A 19,681-nucleotide genomic window follows, 5' to 3' on the forward strand; every position below is an offset into this window, starting at 1 on the left:
GGGGCAGGGGGGTGACGGTTCCGCATTCCACAAAGCCGAACCCGGCGGCCAGCATGGCATCGGGAACCTCGGCATCCTTGTCGAAGCCGGCGGCCAGGCCCACGCAGCTGGGCAGGGCGAGGCCGGCGAGGCTGATGGCCAGAATCGGGTCCGAGGGTTCGCCCTGACGGGGCCCGAGGCCCAGCTTCAGGCCGCGGATCGCCATGCCGTGGGCGTCTTCAGGGTCCAGGGCGTGCAGGGCCCGAGCGGCAATGTCATGAAGGCTCATGCGGGAAGACTGCCAAGCTGCGGCACGCCCTGGCCATCCAGCTCGACAGCCATGCGGCTGAGGACCTCGGACGGCAGCAGCGGCCGGTAGAGATGGGGAAACAGGGCACCGTCGCGGGACTCTTCCCAGCGGAGGGCATCGCCCAGGCTTTCGGCCTCGACCCCGAGAAGGAGAAGGTCGCTTTGGCCGACGAACCATTTGGCGGCTGTGGCCTGGGCCTGATCGGCGGCGGAAAAATGGATGAAGCCGTCCGCCAGATCGACGGCGGACCCTGTGAAGGCTCCGGCCGCTTCAGCGGCGTCCCACTCGGAGCGGGCCAGGATCTTGTAGATAAGGGTCATTCTGCGCCCGTACCGCCATGTTCGGCCGCGTAGAGCAGATGCTCCAGCACGGGCGGGCCGCCGTCGCCGAATGCGAAGACCGTAATCGTCGAGGTCGGAAACCGGCTGCGTAGTGCATTCATGGTCTTTGGCGGCGTGCCGCCCTGGACGGCCAGCCTGAGGGCCAGCTCGTGCAGTCCGGGATTATGTCCGATGACCATCACTGTTCCGAAGCCCTCGCCCTCGTCCTCGAGTGCGGCGACCACGTCCTCGGGTTCGGCATGATAGAGGTCCCGGCGCAGCTCGACCTTGGACGTCGGCGCGATGGACGACAGCGAGGCCCAGGTCTCACGGGTCCGACGGGCGGCCGAGACCAGCACGAGGTCAGGCCTGGCACCGCGCTGGGCCACCAACTGTCCCATCAGGGCCGCGTCCTCGCGGCCACGCAGCGTCAGGCTGCGTTCGAAGTCGCCGCCCGTGGCGGCGTGCCGCTCGGCCTGGCCGTGGCGCATGAGGATCAGTCGGTCCATACGCCCTCCATAGCCTTGGTGCGGGTCCACCGGAAGCCAGCGGTTGACACCTTCTTCGCCAAGCGGTCCAAGGCGGTCATGGCTGACCTCGATATGGCCTCATCCGCGCTCAACGACGGCGGAACCTGGCGGTTTCCGGCGAGCGAGCCCCTGCGCCTCGACTCCGGGGGTGTGATCGAGGGCCTTGAGGTCGCCTATCAGACCTATGGCCAGCTCAACGCGGATCGTTCGAATGCCGTCCTGATCTGCCACGCCCTGACCATGGACCAGTATGTGGCCTCGGCGCATCCGACGACCGGCAAGCCGGGCTGGTGGCCGCGTCTGGTCGGCCCGGGCAAGCCTTTGGATCCCGCCCGTCACTTCATCATCTGCAGCAATGTCATCGGCGGCTGCATGGGCTCGACCGGTCCGGCCTCGATCAATCCCGCCACCGGCAAGCCCTGGGCTCTGTCGTTCCCGGTGATCACCATCGCTGACATGGTCCGGGCCCAGGCCATGCTCGTCAGGGCGCTGGGCGTCGAGACCCTGTTCGCGGTGGTCGGCGGTTCGATGGGCGGCATGCAGGTCCAGCAATGGGCCGTGGACTATCCCGAACGCCTGGCCAGTGCGGTGATCATCGCTTCGGCCTCCCGGCATTCAGCCCAGAACATCGCGTTCCACGAGGTCGGCCGCCAGGCGATCATGGCCGACCCCGACTGGCGCGGCGGGGCCTATGCCGACCATGGCACACGTCCCGAGAAGGGCCTCGCCGTGGCCCGGATGGCCGCCCACATCACCTATCTGTCCGAACCGGCCCTGCAACGGAAGTTCGGCCGGGAGCTGCAGCGCGACGGCCTGTCCTGGGGCTTTGACGCTGACTTCCAGGTGGAAAGCTATCTGCGCCACCAGGGGGCCAGTTTTGTCGACCGCTTCGATGCCAACAGCTATCTCTACATCACCCGGGCGATGGACTATTTCGACATCGCGGCCGGGCACGGCGGCGTCCTGGCCAATGCCTTTACGCGAGCCCGCCACATGCGCTTCTGCGTCCTGTCGTTCACCAGCGACTGGCTCTATCCGACTCCCGAGAGCCGCCACATCGTGCGGGCCCTGACCGCGTCCGGCTGCCGGGTGGCCTTTGTCGAAATCGAGAGCGACAAGGGCCACGACGCCTTCCTGCTGGACGAGCCGGTCATGGACGCGGCCCTCTCCGGCTTCCTGGGTTCGGTTGAACGGGATCGGGGCCTGGCATGACGACCACGCGCGAAGATTTTCGCGAGATCCTCCGCCTCGTCCGGCCCGGCTCGCGGGTGCTCGATGTGGGCTGCGGCGAAGGGGCCCTGCTGGATCTGCTGGCCCACGACAAGCAGGTCGACGGCCGCGGGCTTGAGATCAGCGCCAAGGGCGTCGCCGCCTGCATGGCGCGCGGTCTTTCGGTTGTGCAGGGCGATGCCGACCAGGATCTGGATCACTTCCCGGACCGCACGTTCGACTACGCCATCCTGTCCCAGACCCTGCAGGCGACGCGCCAGCCGCGCCATGTCCTGAACGAGCTGCTGCGCATCGCTGACCGCGCCATCGTGTCCTTTCCCAACTTTGGGCACTGGCGCGTCCGCTGGTCGCTGCTGAGCCGCGGGCGGATGCCCGAGACCAAGGCCCTGCCCATGCCCTGGTGGTCGACGCCCAACATTCACCTCTGCACGCTCGTCGACTTTCTGGCCCTGACCGATGACCTGAACGTCCGGGTCGACGCCTGCGCAGCCTTCGCCGGAACGGGACCGGGCCGGCCGATCAATCCGTCCAGTCCGCTCGAGAACTGGCGGGCCGAGAGCTGTCTCTTCATGCTCAGCCGGGCGACACCGGCTTCAGCGGCGACGGCCCGGGAACTTCCTCCGGCTTCAGGCGATCTCTTCGACGGATGACGCTTCGCCTGATGACCTACAATGTCCACCGCTGCGTGGGCACGGATCGCCGCCTCGACATCGAGCGCGTCGCCGAGGTCATCGCTGCCGAAGCCCCCGATGTGGTGGCGCTGCAGGAGCTCGATGTGGGCCGCCTCCGGACCCGGCGCGAAGACCAGGCCCACCGGCTGGCCGATCTTCTGAAAATGAGCTTCCATTTCCACCCGGCGATGACGGTGGAGGAAGAGCTCTATGGCGACGCCATCCTCACCGCGCTTCCCGAACGCCGGATCAGGGCTGAGGGGCTGCCGCTCTACCGTCGAATCCCTGGCCTTGAGCCTCGCGGGGCCCTTTGGGTTGAGGTCATGCTCGGCGACCAGCCCGTGCAGATCATCAACACCCATCTGGGCCTCGTTCCGCAGGAACAGCGCCGGCAGGCGGCGGCGCTTCTGGGGGATCGCTGGATGGCGTCGGACGGCTGGACGGCTCCGGGGGTGCTTCTGGGGGACTTCAATGCCGCGCCCGCGTCGGCGACCTACCGGATGTTGCGCGCGGCGATGCGCGATGCCCAGTCGCCTGCGGGGCAAGGGACGGGACGGTCGATTGCGACCTTTCCGTCCAGCTTCCCGTTCATGCGGATCGACCATGTGTTCCTGACCCCGGGCCTGAGCACCCTCCGGGTCTGGTCGCCCCGGGATGCCCGGGCCCGGCTGGCTTCGGATCACCTGCCGCTGGTCGTTGAACTGGAGCTTACGGCTGCAGGAACTCCGGTGCCGGCGGCGGCGGGGCCGTCAGTCGCAGCAGGTCCCGCCTGAGCCGCGCACGTCGGCCCCAAGGTCGCCAGGCATCCTCGGGCGACAGGGAGTCGCCCAGGTTCCAGTCGGCGATGAACTGCTGAACGCCGGTCAGCTTGCGGTGGGGAACCGGCTGCAGCCGGCGAGGCCCATCGCGCTTGCCGTCCAGCAGGGTGATGGCCGCTGCCAGCCCGCCTTCCTGCTCGAGCGCCATCTGGACGTCGAGCGGCTCGCGGCCCAGGAAGTGACCGATCAACCGGGCGAGAAAGGCGGCAATGACCTCGCGATTCAGCGGCGAGCCGCCCTCGAGCGCCAGGTCACATTCCGTATCCAGGCCGATCGAGCGGTTGTTCAGATTGGCCGATCCGACGCGGAGCATCCTGTCGTCCATGATCGCCACCTTGGAATGGACGATGATCGGCCCGCCACCGGGCGTATGGGCGCTGAAGGCCGAGAAGCGTCCGTGAATGTCTGTTGCGAGCAGGCGGTTGATCGCCGAAGTGCGGGCACTGTCCATTGTGATCCGGTCAAAATAGCTCGGACTGCGGGAAGGGCCGATAGTCACCACCTCCGGACCATCCGGCTCGGCCAGCCGTTCGGCCAGGGCTTCGACGATGAGCGGAGAGGTCAGGTACTGGTTCTCAAGATAGATCAGTCGCCTTGCCGACCGGATGCCGGCCAGATGCAGCATCAGGCTCTCGATGATCTCAGGACGGCCCTTCCAGGCCGCCTGGGTTCGGGCGATGGCGATATCGGCCCTGCGCAGGTCTGGCACGAGGCTGTCCGGCCACGGGGCATCTGCGGGCCGGTCGGGAAGGGCGAGGCTTTCGCCGGTGGCATTTTTCCAGCGCGCAATAAACAGCTCGCCCAGGGCGCGGGCAGCGGCACCGTCGACCAGCATCGCGACCTCGTGACGGGCCGGATAGTGCCGTCCGGTCGGCAGGCGGCGCCGGGGGTCGTTGTCGAGGTGTTCGCAGGCGTCCCAGCGATCGACCCCGATATCGCCGCCACTGAGCAGGGCGGTGGCCCCGTCGATGACGACCACCTTCTGATGGTGACAGGCCGAGGCCGGCAGGGTGGCGTCCATCTGGTACTTCACCCGGGAGCCGGCGAAGAAGGCGGCACCGCGCTGGGGCCCGAACAGTTGCGCAGCAGCAATCGGAAACGGCATGTCCCAGGTGAGGACCCGGACGTCCAAGGCCGGGTTGAGGGCGGCCTGCCGGCGCAGGATCAGGCCAATCCGGTCGGCATTTCCAGGATCCCGACTCTTGCGGACGCGGTCCGGATCCAGACGGGTCAAGGGGTCGAACACCCAGGCCAGGATCCAGATCGAGCGTTTGGCCGCCAGCAGAAGCGGCTTCAGGGCGTCGAAGGTTTCGTCATTGTCGATCAGCAGGGCGACCCTGTCAGCGGGCTCGACCCGCCAGCAGTTCAGGTCCGGTTGAAAAACGGAAGGACGCTCGTCCATGACGTTCCTATCGCGATGAACTGCGACAACGCCCGAAGCCGCGTTGGGGCTCCGTGCGCTTGTCGCAAGTCGTGCGAGAGGGCCTTGAGGTGGACCTAGCCGGCGATCGCAGCAGCGTCGCGCTCGCCGGTGCGGATGCGCAGGGCCTGCTCGAGGTCCATCACGAAGACCTTGCCGTCGCCGATCTTGCCGGTATTGGCAGTGCGCTGCAGGGCTTCCACGACCGCCTCGACCACGTCGGTCGGTACGGCGATTTCCAGCTTTACCTTGGGCAGCAGTTTCACCTCGTACTCGGCACCGCGATAGACCTCGGTCTTGCCCTTCTGCCGGCCATAGCCGCGAACCTCGGTCACGGTCAGGCCGGAGGCCCCCGCTTCAGTCACGGCTTCAAGCACTGCGTCCAGCCGGCTGGGTTTGATGATGGCGACGATCATTTTCATGGCGCGGCTCCCGCAGCGAACAGAGTTTACGACCCCAAGCTAGGCTTGGATTGCGAAGGCTCCAAGTGCGATCCGCACGGTTCCATGGTGGTTGCTTTCCGGGAAGGCACGGCACGGACCGCCGCAGGACCGACAGGACTGGGTGCCAGGACGCCCGGCGTGAAGACCCGGACCCGGGCCCGGTGGCCGCGCGGCTTGACGGCGAAGGTCTGTTTGACAGCTTCCATCAGGATCACGCCGGCGAAGCGCGGCCAGAGTCGGGCACCGACCTGCTCGAAACCCTCGGCCCATCCCGCCGCGAACGTCATGGGCGGAACATAGAGCGCCCGGGTCCAGCCTGCAGGCTCCAGTTCTGCGTCGCGGATCAGGCGCTCGAGCTGGCTGCGACTGAAAGGACGCCCATGTCCGAAGGGCGTGGTCTCGGCTCCGGCCCAGGCTCCGTCCCGGGACGCGACCGCCACGATCAGCCGGCCCGTCGGAGCCATGACCCGGCCGATTTCGGCCAGCAGTGCGCCGGGATCATCGGCCTCTTCCAGGGCGTGGACGGCCAGCACCCTGTCGAACATCGCATTGGGCAGGGGCAGGGCGGTTTCCTCGACCAGGCAGGCCTGGTTCCGGTCGCCGAGCGGCCAGACCTCGACGCCCTGGGTCGCTGGCATGGCGGCCACGACCCGTCTGGCCCGGCGTGAGGCGGGCTCCAGGAACGGCGTTGCATAGCCCAGGCCCAGCACATCGAGCCCGCGCGTGTCGCCCCACGCCTCCTCGACCTTGCGGGCCAGCATGACGCGCGCGGCCCGCCCCAGCGGAGTGGCATAGAAGGCTCTGAGATCGAGCACGTCGCGACGCATTGAGTCTCCGGGGCGGCCAGTTCATTTATGTAGGCGTTGACGCGGCCCGCGTCACCGCCTCCTCAGGAACAAGGCCGTTCATGTCGCTGACCGTTCACCAGTTTCCCTGCCTGTCGGATAACTATGGCTTTCTCGTGCGCGACGAGGCCACCGGCAAGACCGCGACCATCGACACGCCGGACGCCGATGCCATCCTGGCGGAGCTCGGCAAGCTGGGCTGGGGGCTGGATCTGATCCTCAACACCCACTGGCATCCCGACCATGCCGGCGGCAATGCCGCCCTGAAGGCGGCCACTGGCGCGACCATAGTCGGCCCGCAGGAAGTCACCCGCATCGCGCCCCTCGACCGTGAAGTCGGGGACGGCGACATCGTCGAACTGGGTGAGACGCGCTTTTCGGTCATCGACACCGGGGGGCATACCCTCGGGCATGTCGCCTTTCACGACGCCGCCGACGGCATCGCCTTTGTCGGCGACACGCTGTTTGCGCTTGGCTGTGGCCGGCTGTTCGAGGGCACGGCCGAACAGATGTGGGACTCCCTAGGGCGGCTGACGGCCCTGCCGGATGCCACCACGGTCTACTGCGCCCACGAGTACACGGCCTCAAATGCCCGCTTCGCACTGTCGGTGGATGATGATCCGGCCGTGAAGTCCCGCACCGACGCCGTTTTTGCGGCCCGCGAACGGGGCGAGCCGACCGTGCCGACCTCGATCGGTCTCGAGAAGGCGACCAATCCGTTTCTGCGCGCGCCGCGCCTTCATCCGGACCTGGCACCGGCCGCCGCCTTTGCCGCTGTCCGGGCCGCCAAGGACGGCTTCAAGGGATGAGCCCGAAGAACGTCATGCCCGGCATCTCCGGGGATCTGGGGGCCCGCGAGATCGTCCGCATGCTCGAGATGCAGCCCCATCCCGAGGGCGGCTGGTACCGGCGGACCTATGAGGACCCGGCCCAGCAGGACGGCCGGCCGCTGTCGACGGCGATCTACTATCTGCTGGAGGCCGAGCAGATGTCGGCCTGGCATCGCGTGGATGCGGTGGAGATCTGGCACTATCATGCCGGCGCACCGATCTCCCTGACGCTGTCGCCACCGGAGGGCCGGGGGGCGACCGCCCACGTACTGGGTCCTGATCTTCGGGCGGGATGCCGGCCCCAGGTCGTCGTGCCGACCCTGTGGTGGCAGACAGCGGTCAGTCTGGGGGCCTGGACCTTGGTCGGCTGCACCGTCGCACCGGGGTTCAGGTTCGAAGGTTTTGAGCTGGCTCCACCCGATTGGAGACCCAGTCAGGCCTGACTTCGCGGGCCTCGGTAATCAGGTTTCTTCAGTCTTTCTGCACGATTTGTGTCAATAGATCCTGCAATCCTTTTCACACCCGTGTTCTATATCTATGGTTGATGCAGGGGGCTCGGGAATCGCTATGTCTGATGACTACAATGTCGCGCGGGCGGCGGCGCGCAGCGCCACGGACTACATCCTGCGCTGGGTCGAGATCGCCAACGAGGTCCATGGCGCAGACATCATCTACTCCCTGGTCTTCACCACCCTGTGGGCGGGCAATGTCTCGCACCTGCGGGGCAAGGAAGCCTATGCGGAGGTCGAGGACCTGCCGCCTGACGAGGAGCGCCGGCCGATCACGATCCGCCAGGTCGCCGACTCTCTCGGCCTTCCCTATGAAACCGTTCGCCGGCGGGTCGTCGAGATGCTGGAGCGGGGTATGGCCCGCAAGGTGGGTCGCGAGGGTTTCATCGTTCCGGTCGAGGCGCTTGGCCGGCCTGAACTGATCAACAGTCTGAAGCGCTCGCACACCAGCCTTCTGCGGTTCCTGAAGGAACTGAAGCAGTTGGGCGTTGAGGCGAGCTGATACAAGGCCCTATCGGTCGACGATCTTGACGATGCGCTTCGAGGACGGCCGCCCGGCGAGGCCCTGTCCGGGTGCATAGGTGATGATCAGTGCGCCGTTGCGGATCGTTGCCCCGGGCTTGTCGCCTTCGGCCAGTAGCACCCGCATGACCCTGGACAGCACCGTTCGGTCGCCGTTGCGGGCCAGGCGCTCGAAAGCCTCGGCCGTGATGGTGGCGCTGTCGGCGACCAGAACCGAGGTTTCGGGCCGGACATCCTGGACCGTCTCGAACGGGATCAGGCGCTGGGCGGCGCGGCTGGCGCGGCTGCTGGCCTGGCCCAGGCGCTGGAACAGGGCATTGATCGAGATCACCTGTGGCGGCTGGATCGACGTAGCCTTGCCGGTGAGCGCGGCGGCCGCGCCCATGGGGTTGTCCTCGGTGAACAGGGTCATCCCGCCCAGCTTGGTCGCCCGCAGGACCGGCTCGCCCATCTCGTTGCGGTAGATGATGTCGCCGCGTGGTGCCGGCTGGGACGACAGGACCCAGACCTCCTGGCTGTTTTCGAACTTCAGCAGGGGCTGGGCGGTCGCGCGATCGAGGACGAAGGCGCTGCCGCTTTCGGACACGTAGCGGGCCACGGGCGGCGCGGCGGATCGGCGCGAGGCCGAAAAGCCGTGATGACCCAGAAGGGCGTCGCGCAGGGACTGCGCGGTCTGCTGGGCATGGGACGTCGTGGGGGCAAGCGAGAAGGTGGCGGCTATCGCGAGGACGACGAATGTCCCCAGACCGCTTTTCTCCGCCATCAAACTCTTCATAGGACCCGTTATGCCCGTCGAGTGGGGCGAATCTTGGACGCTTCCGGCCCAATCGTCGCCGTACGGTCCTGACGCCCCCGCGTCGCAGCGTTTTCACGATGAAACGCCGGACGCGTCAACTCTGACGACAACGGCCCGGGCGAGGTTCCCGCCCGGGCCGTGCCTGTAGTCCGAGGTCCTCAAGCCTTAGGCGGCCATGTACTGGCCGCCGTTCAGGGTCAGGGTGGCACCGGTCACGAAACCGGCCCGCTCGCCGGCCAGGAACGAGACCATGTCGGCAATTTCCTCGCCCTTGCCGAGACGGCCGACGGGGATGCCAGCAATGATGCCGGCCAGGACGTTTTCCGGCACGGCCGCGACCATCTCGGTATCGATATAGCCGGGGCAGATCACGTTGACGGTCACGCCCTTCTTGGCATTCTCAAGGGCGAGGGCCTTGGTGAAGCCGATCAGGCCGGCCTTGGCGGCCGAGTAGTTGGTCTGGCCCATCTGGCCCTTCTGGCCGTTGATGGAGCTGATGTTGACGATCCGGCCCCAGTTGCGCTCGCGCATGCCTTCAATGACCGGACGGGTCATGTTGAAGGCCGAGTCCATATTGACCCGGATCACTTCCGACCACTGGTCGTAGGTCATCTTGTGCAGCATGCCGTCGCGGGTGATGCCGGCGTTGTTGACCAGAACGTCGATCGGACCGAGTTCGGCCTCGACCTTCTTCACGGCGGCGGCGCAGTCGTCGAACGAGCCGACATTGCCCTTGACCACCATGACGCCCAGTTCCTTGGCGCAGGCTTCGGCGGCGGCTTCATTGCCGGAATAGCCGGCGGCCACCTTCATGCCGTCCGCCACCAGGCGCTCGCAGATCGCCCGGCCGATACCCCGGGTGCCGCCGGTCACGAATGCAACTCTCGTCATAACTCTCTCCCGATAGTGTTTTTATGGTTCTGGGTTTGTGGGTCAGACCGCTTCCACGCACATGGCCACGCCCATGCCGCCACCGATGCACAGGGTCGCCAGGCCCTTCTTGGCCCCCGAGCGCTGCATTTCGTGGAGGAGGGTGGTGAGGATGCGCGCACCGGAGGCCCCGATCGGGTGACCGATGGCGATGGCGCCGCCGTTCACATTGACCTTGCTGGCGTCCAGGCCGAGTTCGCGAACGACGCACAGCGACTGGGCGGCGAAGGCTTCGTTGGATTCGACCAGGTCGAGGTCGGCGACGGTCCAGCCGGCCTTTTCGAGGGCCTTCTTGCTGGCCGGGATCGGGCCGGTGCCCATGATCTCGGGATCGACGCCGGCATTGGCCCACGAGGCGATGCGGGCCAGCGGCTTGAGGCCACGGGCCTTGGCCTCGTCGGCGCTCATCAGGACCAGGGCGGCGGCCCCGTCATTGAGGCCCGAGGCGTTGGCGGCGGTGACCGAACCGTCCTTGGTGAAGGCCGGGCGCAGGCCCGAAATGGCGTCCAGGGTCACGCCGTGACGGATGAACTCGTCCTTGTCGACAATGGTGTCGCCCTTGCGGCCCTTGACGGTGACCGGCGCGATCTCGGCGTCGAAGCGTCCGGCCTTCTGGGCGGCTTCGGCCTTGTTCTGGCTGGCGACGGCGAAGTTGTCCTGGTCGCCGCGGGTGATCTGCCAGCGCGAGGCGATGTTTTCGGCGGTCTGGCCCATATGGTAGCCGTGGAAGGCGTCCCACAGGCCGTCCTTGATCATGGTGTCGACGAAGCTGAGGTCGCCCATCTTCTGGCCGTTGCGCAGCTGCTGGGCGTGCGGGGCCTGGCTCATGCTCTCCTGGCCGCCGGCCACGACGATCCTGGCATCGCCGGCAGCGATCTGCTGGGCCGCCAGGGCCACGGCACGCAGGCCCGAGCCGCACAGCTGGTTGAGGCTCCAGGCAGGGCTCTCGACCGGGATGCCGGCCTTGACGGCGGCCTGGCGGGCGGGGCCCTGACCGGCGCCGGCCTGCAGCACCTGGCCCAGGATCACTTCATCGACGTCGGCGGCGGTGATGCCGGCGCGGGCGATGGCGGCTTCGATGGCCACCTTGCCGAGGTCTGAGGCGGGCAGGCTGGACAGCGCCCCGTTGAAGGAACCGACCGGCGTGCGGGCGGCGGAAACGATGACGATGTCGCTCATGGCGAAGCTCCCGTGACGATCTAACGTGACGCCTTCGCAGTTGCGGCGCCCGTGCTTTTGCAGTGCAGCAGCACCATGCATAACCGAACCGCGTTCGTCATCAGCACATTTTCACGCCTTGCCGACGGTTCCAAGTGATCACAGCACTGGCGCCATGCCTTTGCATTCGCGATAGTGCAATGCGAAAAGCGGGCGACACCGCTGTCCTAGGGAACGAAATGTCCGAGAACCCTTCAAAAGGCGAAACCTCCGCCGGCGCCGAAAAGCCGGCCGGGCAGCGCGTCATCATCAAGAAATACGCGAACCGTCGCCTCTACAACACAGCCTCCAGCTCCTATGTGACGCTCGAGCACCTCTCGGACATGGTCAAGGAGGGCGTCGACTTCGTGGTCTATGACGCCAAGTCCAATGACGACATCACCCGCTCGGTCCTGACCCAGATCATCTTTGAGGAAGAAAATCGCGGCGGCGGTCAGAACCTGCTTCCGATCCAGTTCCTGCGCCAGCTGATCGGCTTCTACGGCAACTCCATGCAGGCCTTCCTGCCCAGCTATCTGGAGATGTCGCTGGAGAGCTTCACCAAGCAGCAGGAGCGGATGCGCACCCAGTTCGCCGGCGTCACCCCGGGCAAGATGCCGATCGGCATGGGGGTCTATGAAGAGCAGGTGCGCCAGAACATGGCCCTGTTCGATCGCGCCATGAAGATGTTTTCGCCGTTCGCCTATGCCCGTCCCGAGGACGCCGCCGCCGCCGCCCAGGCGGCTTCGGGTGATCCGGCCCCGGCCAGCGCGCCCGCGCCTCAGCCCAGCGAGGACTCCCTGGCCGACCTGAAGCGCCAGCTGGAAGCCATGCAGCAGCAGATCGAAAAGCTGGCGACCAAGCCTTAACCCTCTGCAAACCACGACGACCCATCCGTTCTTAACGATCCTGGCCCTAGGCTTTGGCTCATGAACGACCCCATCCATCCTGTTCGGCGCACGGCGCAGTCGCGGCGCATGCTGCCGGCCCTGCTGTCCGCCGACAGTCCTGCGGCGGAGGATGAGGTCGTGCAGGTCCAGGAGGAGCCGGCGGCCACCCCGCCGCCGCCCCGCCGGGCGGCCTATGCGACCTTCGCCGCCCACCTGATGGGTCAGAGTGGGCAGAAGCGCGGCCTGCGCGGTGGGCAGGAAGTGCTCGACTCGGCGCGATCGACCTATCTCGGGACGGAATATTCCGGTCAGGCCGACCGCCGGACCAAGACGGGCCGTCTCAACAAGACCGAAATCTAACCTGCCTCCCGGGCCAGGCGGGCCTCAAGGGCCGCCACCCGGGCTTCCAGCCGGGCCAGCCTGTCGTCCGGGTCCGGCATCGCGGCCGGCGACAGTCGCACGCCGGCCCGTGAGGCCGCCTCGTCGACCGGGACGCCAAGAAGTTCAGCAAAAGCCGCCAGTTCCGGCCGTGCCAGCTCGCGCTGGTCCTTGAAGGCCAGATCGAGGGCGTGCGCATCAAGCCCGGCGACAGCGGCCAGGGCGGCGCGGTCCAGCCCGCGCTCGGCCAGCCTGGCCTCATACCAGTCGCGATCGAAGAACAGCGCCATCAGGCCTCCAGGCTCCTGCGCCCGTCATGGCACCCGTCTTGGCGCCAGTCTTGCTTAACCGGGGGTGAACTCATCGCCGACGAGGCCTCCATGCTGTCCGCTGCCATCCGCTTCTTCGACATTGCCGTGGTCACCCTGATCTTCACGGCCCTGACCTAGGGTCCTGAACGGTGCCGGCCTGCCGTCCAGCTTCCGGGACATCGCCCGGTCGCGGCAAGCCCTGTTTCAGACATGGGCTTTCGGCCTCACGCGGTTTGGCCGCTGAAGGTGTGGGAAGGGCTGCGGAGCGTCCGGGCCTCGCCCGGATGAGGGATTGTAGAAGTACCGTTTCGACGAAGTTCAGACGCTCCGCGTAGTCCGTTATCCGGTGAGCCTTCAGGACGCGGGGTTTTAACCCGCTCCCGACTTCGGCCCCCGACGGGTGGAGGGGAAGCGACCCCGTCCAGACCGTCCGGGCGATTTCAGCCCGGACCTGCTGCGTGTCCGCCGGACCGTCGTCTGGAGAGCTGATCCCGAGCCCCGGTCCGAAACGCCCGCCTTCCCTGGAGGGACAGGCCACGTCTCGCAAACCGGGCACTTGAGGCCCCAGATGACGGCCGCCGGGACGCTGCCCGCTCGACCACCCCAGACCGCCGCAACGGTCGCCGTACGTGCGCCCTTCCCGTGCGATCTGGTGGGATGATTATGCGGGGGGTTTTGGGTGCGTCGGATAAGTGCGATGGGGATTTTTGTAAGGGGTTGATCGGGTTGGGGTTTGTTTGGCGGTTGATGGGGATTGTAGGCGCTGGATCCCCGTTTTCTAACGCCCAAAATCCTTGTCATCCCGGCCGGACGCCCGGAGGGCGGGAGCGCCGGGACCCAGGGGTCGGCGCACTGCAGTTGCCCCTGGGTCCCGGCTCTCCGCTACGCTGCGGCCGGGATGACAAGGAAAAGGTGCTCTATTGATCATCCCCCACTTGCCCCCTACGGGTCGCTTCGCGACCGTCTTCCCCCGGAGGGGGAAGATGAGCTCATCCGCCCCCACTGGGGGCGGACGACCGGCGAAGCCGGTCAGGTGGGGGCCTGCGGCGTCGGCCGCCTAGCCCCCGCAGATGCCGGCCTTCCCCTACCGCGCCACGCTCGCCCGGGCGCGCTTGAGCCCCGGCCGCGTGTTCGGCGCGCCGGCTTCGTTGGCTTCCAGGGCGGCCAGCAGGTCGGCTTTCAGGGTCGAGACCTTGCGGGTATCGGCGACCTTGCCGCCCTCGGCGGTCTGGACATAGAAGGCGTCGACCGCCCGCTCGCCATAGCCGTCGATATGGGCTGACTGGATGGACAGGCCGTTCTGGGCCAGGGTCTGGGCCAGGGCGTGCAGCAGGCCGGGACGGTCGCGGCCCGAGGCCTCGACCACCGTCGCATCATCCGAAGACTCGTTGTCGATCACCACGCTGGGGGTGATCGAGAAGGCCGCCGTACGGGCCTGTTCGCCGCCGCGCCGGGGCTCGAAGCTGAGGCTCTCGCCGCGACCGGCCGCCTCGAGGGCGTCAGCCAGACGTCGCAGGGCGCGCGGGTTTTCGCAGCCCAGCGGCGCGCCGGTGATGTCCTGCACATAGAACACGTCGAGCGCCTGGCCCTGGCGGGAGGTGAAGACCCGCGCCCCGACCACATTGCCGCCCAGGGACGAGATGGCCAGGGCCAGGTCGGCGAACAGGCCGCGCCGGTCCTGGGCGGCGACCACGATCTCGGCGGCATTGGCCCCGGGCGTGACCCGGCCCTCGGCGGCGGCCCCGCCCTGGATGGCGGCCCGGCGGGCCAGGGCCGCATGGTCCTTGAGGTCTGAGGCCGGGAAGGCCCCGAAATAGGCCGCCTCCATGGCCGAGGCCCAGCCCTTGGCGGCCGGATCGGCGGCGACGAGGGCCTCGCGCGCCGCTTCGGCCGCGGCTTCCTGGTGGCGCTGGACGCTGGCGGCGGCATCGCTGCCACGCCCGCCGCGAAACACCGCCTCGGTGGCGTTGTAGAGCTCGCGCAGCAGCTGGCCCTTCCAGCCGTTCCAGACGCCCGGACCGACGGCCCGGATGTCGGCCACGGTGATGACCAGCAGCAGGCGCAGGCGCTCGGGATTTTCGACGATGCGGGCGAAGGCGGCGACCGTGCCGGGGTCGGAGACGTCGCGCTTCTGGGCAAAGTCGCTCATCACGAGGTGGTTCTCGACCAGCCAGGCCACCAGCTCGACCTTGGCGCGGTCGACGCCCAGGCGCTCGCAGGCGCTGCGGGCGCTGCGGGCCCCGGCCTTTTCCTGGCCGCCCACCCCGCCCTTGCCGGTGTCGTGCAGCAGCATGGCCAGGAACAGGGCCTCGCGGTCCTCGATCAGCGGCATGATCGACACGGCCAGCGGATGGTCGTCGGCCAGGCGTCCGGCGGCGATGTCGCCGATCACCCCGACGGCCCGCAGGGTGTGCTCGTCCACGGTATAGGAGTGGTACATGTTGAACTGCATCTGGGCGACGATGCGTCCGAACTCGGGGATGAACCGGCCCAGCACGCCGGCGTCGTTCATCAGGGTCAGGGTGCGGTAGGAGCGCTTGCCCCGGGCCAGCAGGTGCAGGAAGGCGGCGCAGGCCTCCTCGTCGCGGCGGACCCGCGAGGTGATCAGCGGCAGGCTGCGGGTGACGGCGGTGAAGGCGTCGGGATGCAGATCCAGGTCGCGCTCGTCGGCGATCCGGAACAGCCGGATCAGATTGACCGGATCGGCCTCGAACACGTCCTGGCCGTCGATGTTCAGCCGGCCGCCGTCCTCATAGAAGCCCTCGACGTCCAGCGCCTTGCGCTTGGGCCGGCCGCCGCCGGGCAGGAAGCGCGAGATGCCCTTGGGCTCGTGCTTGAAATTGTCGGCTTCCAGCTTGGCCGAGAAGGCGCGGGTCAGGGTCCCGACCTCCTTGGCGATCAGGAAGTAGCGGCGCATGAAGCGCTCGACCGCCGGGGCGTCACCGCGGTCGCCATAGCCCATGCGGCGGGCGATCTCGGGCTGCAGGTCGAAGGTCAGGCGCTCCTCGGGCCGGCCGGTGGCGAAATGCAGGTGGGCCCGTACCGCATGCAGGAAGTCGAAGGCGCGGATGAAGGCTTTCGCCTCGCGCCGGTCGAACACCTCCAGCTTGAACACATCTTCCGGACGGTCGACGGGGTGCAGGTATTCGGCAATCCACATCAGGGTGTGCAGGTCGCGCAGGCCGCCCTTGCCCTCCTTGACGTTGGGCTCGACCATGTAGCGGCTGGCCCCGGCCCGGGCCTGGCGGTCGTCGCGTTCCTTGAGCTTGGCCGCGACGAAGGCCGCGCCCGTGCCCTTCATGACGTCGTCCTGGAAGCGCTTTTTCAGGTCCACAGCCAGGCGCTCGTCCCCCGTCAGCCGGCGGGCTTCGAGGATGGTCGTGCGGATCGTGAAGTCCTCGCGCGACAGGCGCACGCATTCCTCGACGGTGCGCGAGGCGTGGCCGACCTTGAAGCCCAGGTCCCACAGCGCATAGAGCATGAACTCGATGACGCTCTCGGCGTGCGGGGTCTGCTTGTAGGGCCGCAGGAACAGCAGGTCGATGTCGCTGAACGGGGCCAGGGTGCGGCGGCCATAGCCGCCCACGGCCAGCAGGCACAGGCGCTCGCCCTCGGTCGGGTTGCGGGCCCGGAACACGTGCACCGTGGTGAAGTCATAGAGGGCGGTGATCACCTCGTCGGTGACGCCACTGAGCAGGCGCGAGGTCTCAAGACCGCCGGCCCCGTTCTCCAGCCGCTCCTTGGCGATCATCCGGCCGCGAAACAGGGCCTGTTTGAGGATCTCGATGGCGCGGGCGCGCTGGGCGGCCTCGTCGCCGAGGGCATCCAGGGCGGCCGCAGACAGGCGCGCGCGCAGGGCGTGACCGTCGACGACGTGTTCCAGCGGGGTGGGGCGAAGGCGACGGGGCATGATGCTGACAGGTTTACCGGCTAGGTCCTGAGGAGACCCTTAAGGCGATATAGGGCTTCGAGCGCTTCGCGGGGCGACATTCCGTCAACATCCAGATCTTTCAGCCCGGCCTCTACCGCACTGGGCGCGGTCTGGACGGGGGCCGAAGCGGCCTGGCTGGCCGCAAACAGCGGCAGATCATCGAGTCGGGCGGGCGACTGGTCCTTGCTCTCCAGCCGGTCCAGCACCTCGCGGGCCCGGGCCACCACGGGTCCGGGCACCCCGGCCAGCTTGGCCACCTGGACGCCGTAGGAGCGGTCGGCCGGACCCGGCGCGGCCTCGTGCAGGAACACCAGGTCGCCGTTCCACTCGCGGGCCCGCAGCGACAGGTTGGAGACATGGGCCAGCCGCTCTTCGAGCGTCGCCAGCTCGTGATAGTGGGTGGCGAACAGGGCGCGGCTGCGGTTGGTGTCGTGCAGGGCCTCGGCGCAGGCCCAGGCGATGGCCAGGCCGTCATAGGTGGCCGTGCCCCGACCGATCTCGTCGAGGATCACCAGGCTGCGCGGCGTGGCCTGGGTCAGGATGGCGGCGGTCTCGACCATCTCCATCATGAAGGTCGAGCGGCCGCGCGCCAGGTCGTCCCCGGCCCCGACCCGGCTGAACAGGCGGTCGACCACGCCCAGCCGGAAGTGGGCGGCCGGCACATAGCAGCCCGACTGGGCCAGGATGGCCAGCAGCGCGTTCTGGCGCAGGAAGGTCGACTTGCCGGCCATGTTCGGTCCGGTGACGATCGACAGCCGCGCGGCGGTCTCGCCCGAGGCGTCCAGCCGGCAGTCATTGGGCGTATAGGGATCGCCGGCCCGCTTGACGGCGGCCTCGACCACCGGATGGCGGGCGGCCTGGGCGTCGAAGGCCAGCGAGGCGTCGACGATCGGCCGGGTCGCACCACTGTCCTGGGCCCACTCGGCCAGGGCGGCGGCGACGTCGATGCGGGCCAGGGCCTCGGCGGCGATCTGGATGGCGTCGGCCAGCAGCCGGGCCATTTCGCGCCAGGTCTCGAAGGCGGCGACCTCCATGGCCAGCACCCGCTCGCCGGCCTGGGCGATGCGGGCGTCCAGATCGGCCAGCTCCACCGTCGTGAAGCGCACCTGGTTGGCCAGGGTCTGGCGGTGGATGAAGGTGGCGTTCAGCGGCGGCTGGAACAGCGGGTCGGCCTTGCCGGCCGTGGCCTCGACGAAATAGCCCAGAACCCCGTTGTGGCGGATCTTCAGCGGCACACCGCTGTCGAGCACCAGCTGGGCCTCCAGGGCGATGATCACCTTGCGGCTGTCGTCGCGCAGGGCCCGGGCCTCGTCCAGCTCGGCCAGGACGCCGGGAGCGACAAAGCCGCCGTCGCGGGCCAGGGCCGGCAGGTCGCTGCCGAGCCCGGCCTCCAGCGTGGCCAGGAAGCGGGCCAGGTCCGGATTGAGCGCCGGGGTCAGGGCCTGGAAGGCGTGCTCCAGCTCGAACGGCGGCGAGGTCAGGCCATCGCCCGAGCCGGCGATCATGCCGGCCAGGGCCTCGCCGGTCTTCAGGGTATCGCGGATGCAGCCGAGGTCGCGCGGGCCGCCGCGACCCAGTGCCAGGCGCGATAGGGCCCGGGCCATGTCGCCGGAGCCCTTGAGGCTGTCGCGCAGTCTCTGGCGCAGCGGACGGTGCTCGACAAACCACTGGATCGCATCGAGGCGCTGGTCGATGGCCGCCACGTCCAGCAGCGGACGGGCCAGGCGCGAGGCCAGCAGCCGGGCTCCGCCGGCGCTGACCGTGCGGTCGATGGCGGCCAGCAGCGAGCCGTTCCGGTCGCCCGACTGGGTACGGTCGATCTCGAGGCTGCCGCGCGTGGCCGGGTCGATGGCCATGACATCGGCATCGGCCGCCCGGCGCGGGGCGCGCAGGGCCGCCAGCCTGCCGGCCTGGGTCATTTCCAGATGGGCGGCGATCAGGCCCAGGGCCCCGATCTCGGCCGGCGACAGGCCGCCGAAGCCGTCGAGCGTGTCGACGCCATACAGGCGCTTGACCCGGGTCTCGGAGGCCTGCGGCTCCGACAGGGCCGACGGCATGGGCTGAACCAGACCGCCACAGATTTTCAGGGTCTGGGCGAGGGCGTCGTCCGACAGCAGCCGGTCGGCGACCAGGGTCTCGGACGGGGCCAGGGCCGCCAGGATCGCCGCGACGCCGTCCTTGCTGACCGAGAACACCTCGACCTCGCCGGTCGACAGCTCGACCGCCGCCACCGCCGCCTGCCCGGCCCGCACGGCCACCGCCGCCAGCCGATTGGCCCCGCGCGCGTCCAGCAGGCCGTCCTCGGTGAGCGTCCCTGGTGTGACCACCCGCACGATGTCGCGGCGGACCACCGCCTTGGAGCCGCGCTTCTTGGCCTCGGCCGGGTCTTCCATCTGCTCGCAGACCGCGACCTTGAAGCCCAGGCGGATCAGTTTCGACAGATAGGCCTCGGCCGCATGCTGCGGCACGCCCGCCATCGGGATCGGCTGGCCGTTATGGTTGCCACGAAAGGTCTGGCTGATGCCGAGCGCCGCGGCGGCCTTGTAGGCGTCGTCGAAGAACAGCTCGTAGAAATCGCCCATCCGGAAAAAGATCAGGGCATCGGGCTGCCGCGCCTTCATCTCGAAGAACTGCTGCATCACCGGCGTCGCGCCGGTGGCGTCATAGGTCTGGATGGCGGGAGCGGCGGGGGCGTTCATCGCCCGGGAAACTACAGAGCGTCGCGGACGGCGTTAAGGGGTGATCTGGGGATCAACGCCCGATGGGGCAGGCGGGGTGGCTGGAAGCGGGCTTCGGGAAGGGTGGGTTGCTGACTTTGGAC

Annotated in this window: 20 protein-coding genes and 1 pseudogene; 8 read left to right on the forward strand and 13 right to left on the reverse strand. The window is 68.2% G+C overall.

Going from position 1 to position 19,681, the window contains the following annotated elements; all coding sequences use genetic code 11:
- The 3 genes and pseudogenes from DBR10_RS02205 to DBR10_RS02215 all read right to left on the reverse strand — a co-directional run.
- A pseudogene (locus DBR10_RS02205) lies at positions 1-268 on the reverse strand (quinone-dependent dihydroorotate dehydrogenase); the annotation flags it as partial.
- Positions 265-609, reverse strand: a complete 345-nt coding sequence (locus DBR10_RS02210) for a DUF952 domain-containing protein (RefSeq protein ID WP_108505976.1) — start codon at positions 607-609, stop codon at positions 265-267. The gene DBR10_RS02210 and the pseudogene DBR10_RS02205, both read right to left, overlap by 4 nt.
- Positions 606-1,118 carry a SixA phosphatase family protein gene (locus tag DBR10_RS02215; RefSeq protein WP_108487775.1) on the reverse strand — a complete coding sequence of 171 codons (513 nt, stop codon included), beginning with the start codon at positions 1,116-1,118 and terminating at the stop codon, positions 606-608. Before DBR10_RS02215 ends, DBR10_RS02210 begins: the two co-directional genes overlap by 4 nt.
- Before the next feature lie 93 nt (positions 1,119-1,211).
- Between DBR10_RS02215 and metX the strand changes: the two genes are divergently transcribed.
- From metX to DBR10_RS02230, 3 genes are read left to right on the forward strand one after another with little or no spacing between them, the layout of a single operon-like run.
- Complete coding sequence (gene metX, locus DBR10_RS02220) at positions 1,212-2,351, forward strand: homoserine O-acetyltransferase MetX (protein WP_108505990.1); 1,140 nt, start codon at positions 1,212-1,214, stop codon at positions 2,349-2,351.
- Positions 2,348-3,019 carry a methionine biosynthesis protein MetW gene (gene metW / locus DBR10_RS02225; protein WP_108505977.1) on the forward strand — a complete coding sequence of 224 codons (672 nt, stop codon included), beginning with the start codon at positions 2,348-2,350 and terminating at the stop codon, positions 3,017-3,019. The genes metX and metW overlap by 4 nt, the downstream gene beginning before the upstream one ends.
- A complete protein-coding gene (locus DBR10_RS02230) occupies positions 3,016-3,813 on the forward strand; it encodes an endonuclease/exonuclease/phosphatase family protein (protein WP_108505978.1) in 798 nt (265 codons plus the stop codon). The genes metW and DBR10_RS02230 overlap by 4 nt, the downstream gene beginning before the upstream one ends.
- Here the strand turns inward: DBR10_RS02230 and DBR10_RS02235 are convergent.
- The 3 genes from DBR10_RS02235 to DBR10_RS02245 form a co-directional block, all read right to left on the reverse strand.
- On the reverse strand, positions 3,749-5,260 hold the full coding sequence (locus DBR10_RS02235) for a phospholipase D-like domain-containing protein (protein WP_108505979.1): 1,512 nt from the start codon (positions 5,258-5,260) through the stop codon (positions 3,749-3,751). The genes DBR10_RS02230 and DBR10_RS02235 overlap by 65 nt on opposite strands.
- A gap of 95 nt (positions 5,261-5,355) precedes the next feature.
- Positions 5,356-5,700: a P-II family nitrogen regulator gene (locus tag DBR10_RS02240; protein WP_108505980.1), complete on the reverse strand. Its 345-nt coding sequence runs from the start codon at positions 5,698-5,700 to the stop codon at positions 5,356-5,358.
- 26 nt (positions 5,701-5,726) lie between these two features.
- Positions 5,727-6,548: a class I SAM-dependent methyltransferase gene (locus tag DBR10_RS02245; RefSeq protein WP_108505981.1), complete on the reverse strand. Its 822-nt coding sequence runs from the start codon at positions 6,546-6,548 to the stop codon at positions 5,727-5,729.
- An 80-nt stretch (positions 6,549-6,628) separates the two neighbouring features.
- Between DBR10_RS02245 and gloB the strand changes: the two genes are divergently transcribed.
- From gloB to DBR10_RS02260, 3 genes are all read left to right on the forward strand, one after another.
- Entirely contained in the window at positions 6,629-7,375 is a 747-nt protein-coding gene (gene gloB, locus DBR10_RS02250) for a hydroxyacylglutathione hydrolase (RefSeq protein ID WP_108505982.1), read from the forward strand.
- The gene (locus DBR10_RS02255; protein WP_108488609.1) at positions 7,372-7,839 is read left to right on the forward strand and encodes a cupin domain-containing protein; all 468 of its coding nucleotides are present in this window, start codon (positions 7,372-7,374) and stop codon (positions 7,837-7,839) included. The genes gloB and DBR10_RS02255 overlap by 4 nt, the downstream gene beginning before the upstream one ends.
- Before the next feature lie 124 nt (positions 7,840-7,963).
- Positions 7,964-8,407 (forward strand): hypothetical protein, encoded by a 444-nt coding sequence (locus DBR10_RS02260; RefSeq protein WP_108488610.1) that lies wholly within the window; start codon positions 7,964-7,966, stop codon positions 8,405-8,407.
- Between the two features lie 9 nt (positions 8,408-8,416).
- Here the strand turns inward: DBR10_RS02260 and DBR10_RS02265 are convergent, their stop codons facing one another.
- From DBR10_RS02265 to DBR10_RS02275, 3 genes are all read right to left on the reverse strand, one after another.
- Positions 8,417-9,190: a DUF4908 domain-containing protein gene (locus DBR10_RS02265; RefSeq protein ID WP_108505983.1), complete on the reverse strand. Its 774-nt coding sequence runs from the start codon at positions 9,188-9,190 to the stop codon at positions 8,417-8,419.
- A 198-nt stretch (positions 9,191-9,388) separates the two neighbouring features.
- On the reverse strand, positions 9,389-10,114 hold the full coding sequence (locus tag DBR10_RS02270) for a beta-ketoacyl-ACP reductase (protein WP_108489510.1): 726 nt from the start codon (positions 10,112-10,114) through the stop codon (positions 9,389-9,391).
- A gap of 42 nt (positions 10,115-10,156) precedes the next feature.
- The gene (locus DBR10_RS02275) at positions 10,157-11,332 is read right to left on the reverse strand and encodes an acetyl-CoA C-acetyltransferase (protein WP_108489511.1); all 1,176 of its coding nucleotides are present in this window, start codon (positions 11,330-11,332) and stop codon (positions 10,157-10,159) included.
- Positions 11,333-11,550: 218 nt separating this feature from the next.
- On the opposite strand from DBR10_RS02275, the gene phaR reads away from it, so the two are divergent.
- A complete protein-coding gene (phaR, locus tag DBR10_RS02280) occupies positions 11,551-12,219 on the forward strand; it encodes a polyhydroxyalkanoate synthesis repressor PhaR (protein ID WP_108505984.1) in 669 nt (222 codons plus the stop codon).
- A 60-nt stretch (positions 12,220-12,279) separates the two neighbouring features.
- Positions 12,280-12,600: a hypothetical protein gene (locus DBR10_RS02285; protein ID WP_108505985.1), complete on the forward strand. Its 321-nt coding sequence runs from the start codon at positions 12,280-12,282 to the stop codon at positions 12,598-12,600.
- On the opposite strand, the gene DBR10_RS02290 is transcribed toward DBR10_RS02285, so the two are convergent.
- From DBR10_RS02290 to mutS, 4 genes are all read right to left on the reverse strand, one after another.
- Positions 12,597-12,908 carry a DNA-binding protein gene (locus DBR10_RS02290; protein WP_108505986.1) on the reverse strand — a complete coding sequence of 104 codons (312 nt, stop codon included), beginning with the start codon at positions 12,906-12,908 and terminating at the stop codon, positions 12,597-12,599. The two genes, DBR10_RS02285 and DBR10_RS02290, sit on opposite strands and share 4 nt — an antisense overlap.
- A 799-nt stretch (positions 12,909-13,707) precedes the next feature.
- On the reverse strand, positions 13,708-13,857 hold the full coding sequence (locus DBR10_RS19620) for a hypothetical protein (protein ID WP_233243198.1): 150 nt from the start codon (positions 13,855-13,857) through the stop codon (positions 13,708-13,710).
- A gap of 156 nt (positions 13,858-14,013) precedes the next feature.
- Positions 14,014-16,839: a [protein-PII] uridylyltransferase gene (locus DBR10_RS02295; RefSeq protein ID WP_108505987.1), complete on the reverse strand. Its 2,826-nt coding sequence runs from the start codon at positions 16,837-16,839 to the stop codon at positions 14,014-14,016.
- Positions 16,840-16,859: 20 nt separating this feature from the next.
- Positions 16,860-19,559 carry a DNA mismatch repair protein MutS gene (gene mutS, locus DBR10_RS02300; protein WP_108505988.1) on the reverse strand — a complete coding sequence of 900 codons (2,700 nt, stop codon included), beginning with the start codon at positions 19,557-19,559 and terminating at the stop codon, positions 16,860-16,862.
- Between the last annotated feature and the right edge of the window lie 122 nt (positions 19,560-19,681).

It is taken from the genome of Caulobacter sp. HMWF025, assembly GCF_003060965.1.
In the GTDB taxonomy this organism is placed as follows: Bacteria; Pseudomonadota; Alphaproteobacteria; order Caulobacterales; family Caulobacteraceae; genus Caulobacter.

Excerpts from the sequence above, each read along its gene's own strand:
- gloB (WP_108505982.1), top strand. The coding sequence starts at position 6,629 with ATGTCGCTGACCGTTCACCAGTTTCCCTGCCTGTCGGATAACTATGGC.
- metX (WP_108505990.1), top strand. The coding sequence starts at position 1,212 with ATGGCCTCATCCGCGCTCAACGACGGCGGAACCTGGCGGTTTCCGGCG.
- DBR10_RS02245 (WP_108505981.1), bottom strand. The coding sequence starts at position 6,548 with ATGCGTCGCGACGTGCTCGATCTCAGAGCCTTCTATGCCACTCCGCTG.
- DBR10_RS02265 (WP_108505983.1), bottom strand. The coding sequence starts at position 9,190 with ATGGCGGAGAAAAGCGGTCTGGGGACATTCGTCGTCCTCGCGATAGCC.
- DBR10_RS02260 (WP_108488610.1), top strand. The coding sequence starts at position 7,964 with ATGTCTGATGACTACAATGTCGCGCGGGCGGCGGCGCGCAGCGCCACG.
- phaR (WP_108505984.1), top strand. The coding sequence starts at position 11,551 with ATGTCCGAGAACCCTTCAAAAGGCGAAACCTCCGCCGGCGCCGAAAAG.
- mutS (WP_108505988.1), bottom strand. The coding sequence starts at position 19,559 with ATGAACGCCCCCGCCGCTCCCGCCATCCAGACCTATGACGCCACCGGC.
- DBR10_RS02270 (WP_108489510.1), bottom strand. The coding sequence starts at position 10,114 with ATGACGAGAGTTGCATTCGTGACCGGCGGCACCCGGGGTATCGGCCGG.
- DBR10_RS02240 (WP_108505980.1), bottom strand. The coding sequence starts at position 5,700 with ATGAAAATGATCGTCGCCATCATCAAACCCAGCCGGCTGGACGCAGTG.
- DBR10_RS02295 (WP_108505987.1), bottom strand. The coding sequence starts at position 16,839 with ATGCCCCGTCGCCTTCGCCCCACCCCGCTGGAACACGTCGTCGACGGT.
- metW (WP_108505977.1), top strand. The coding sequence starts at position 2,348 with ATGACGACCACGCGCGAAGATTTTCGCGAGATCCTCCGCCTCGTCCGG.
- DBR10_RS02230 (WP_108505978.1), top strand. The coding sequence starts at position 3,016 with ATGACGCTTCGCCTGATGACCTACAATGTCCACCGCTGCGTGGGCACG.
- DBR10_RS19620 (WP_233243198.1), bottom strand. The coding sequence starts at position 13,857 with ATGATCAATAGAGCACCTTTTCCTTGTCATCCCGGCCGCAGCGTAGCG.
- DBR10_RS02235 (WP_108505979.1), bottom strand. The coding sequence starts at position 5,260 with ATGGACGAGCGTCCTTCCGTTTTTCAACCGGACCTGAACTGCTGGCGG.
- DBR10_RS02290 (WP_108505986.1), bottom strand. The coding sequence starts at position 12,908 with ATGGCGCTGTTCTTCGATCGCGACTGGTATGAGGCCAGGCTGGCCGAG.
- DBR10_RS02210 (WP_108505976.1), bottom strand. The coding sequence starts at position 609 with ATGACCCTTATCTACAAGATCCTGGCCCGCTCCGAGTGGGACGCCGCT.
- DBR10_RS02275 (WP_108489511.1), bottom strand. The coding sequence starts at position 11,332 with ATGAGCGACATCGTCATCGTTTCCGCCGCCCGCACGCCGGTCGGTTCC.
- DBR10_RS02215 (WP_108487775.1), bottom strand. The coding sequence starts at position 1,118 with ATGGACCGACTGATCCTCATGCGCCACGGCCAGGCCGAGCGGCACGCC.
- DBR10_RS02285 (WP_108505985.1), top strand. The coding sequence starts at position 12,280 with ATGAACGACCCCATCCATCCTGTTCGGCGCACGGCGCAGTCGCGGCGC.
- DBR10_RS02255 (WP_108488609.1), top strand. The coding sequence starts at position 7,372 with ATGAGCCCGAAGAACGTCATGCCCGGCATCTCCGGGGATCTGGGGGCC.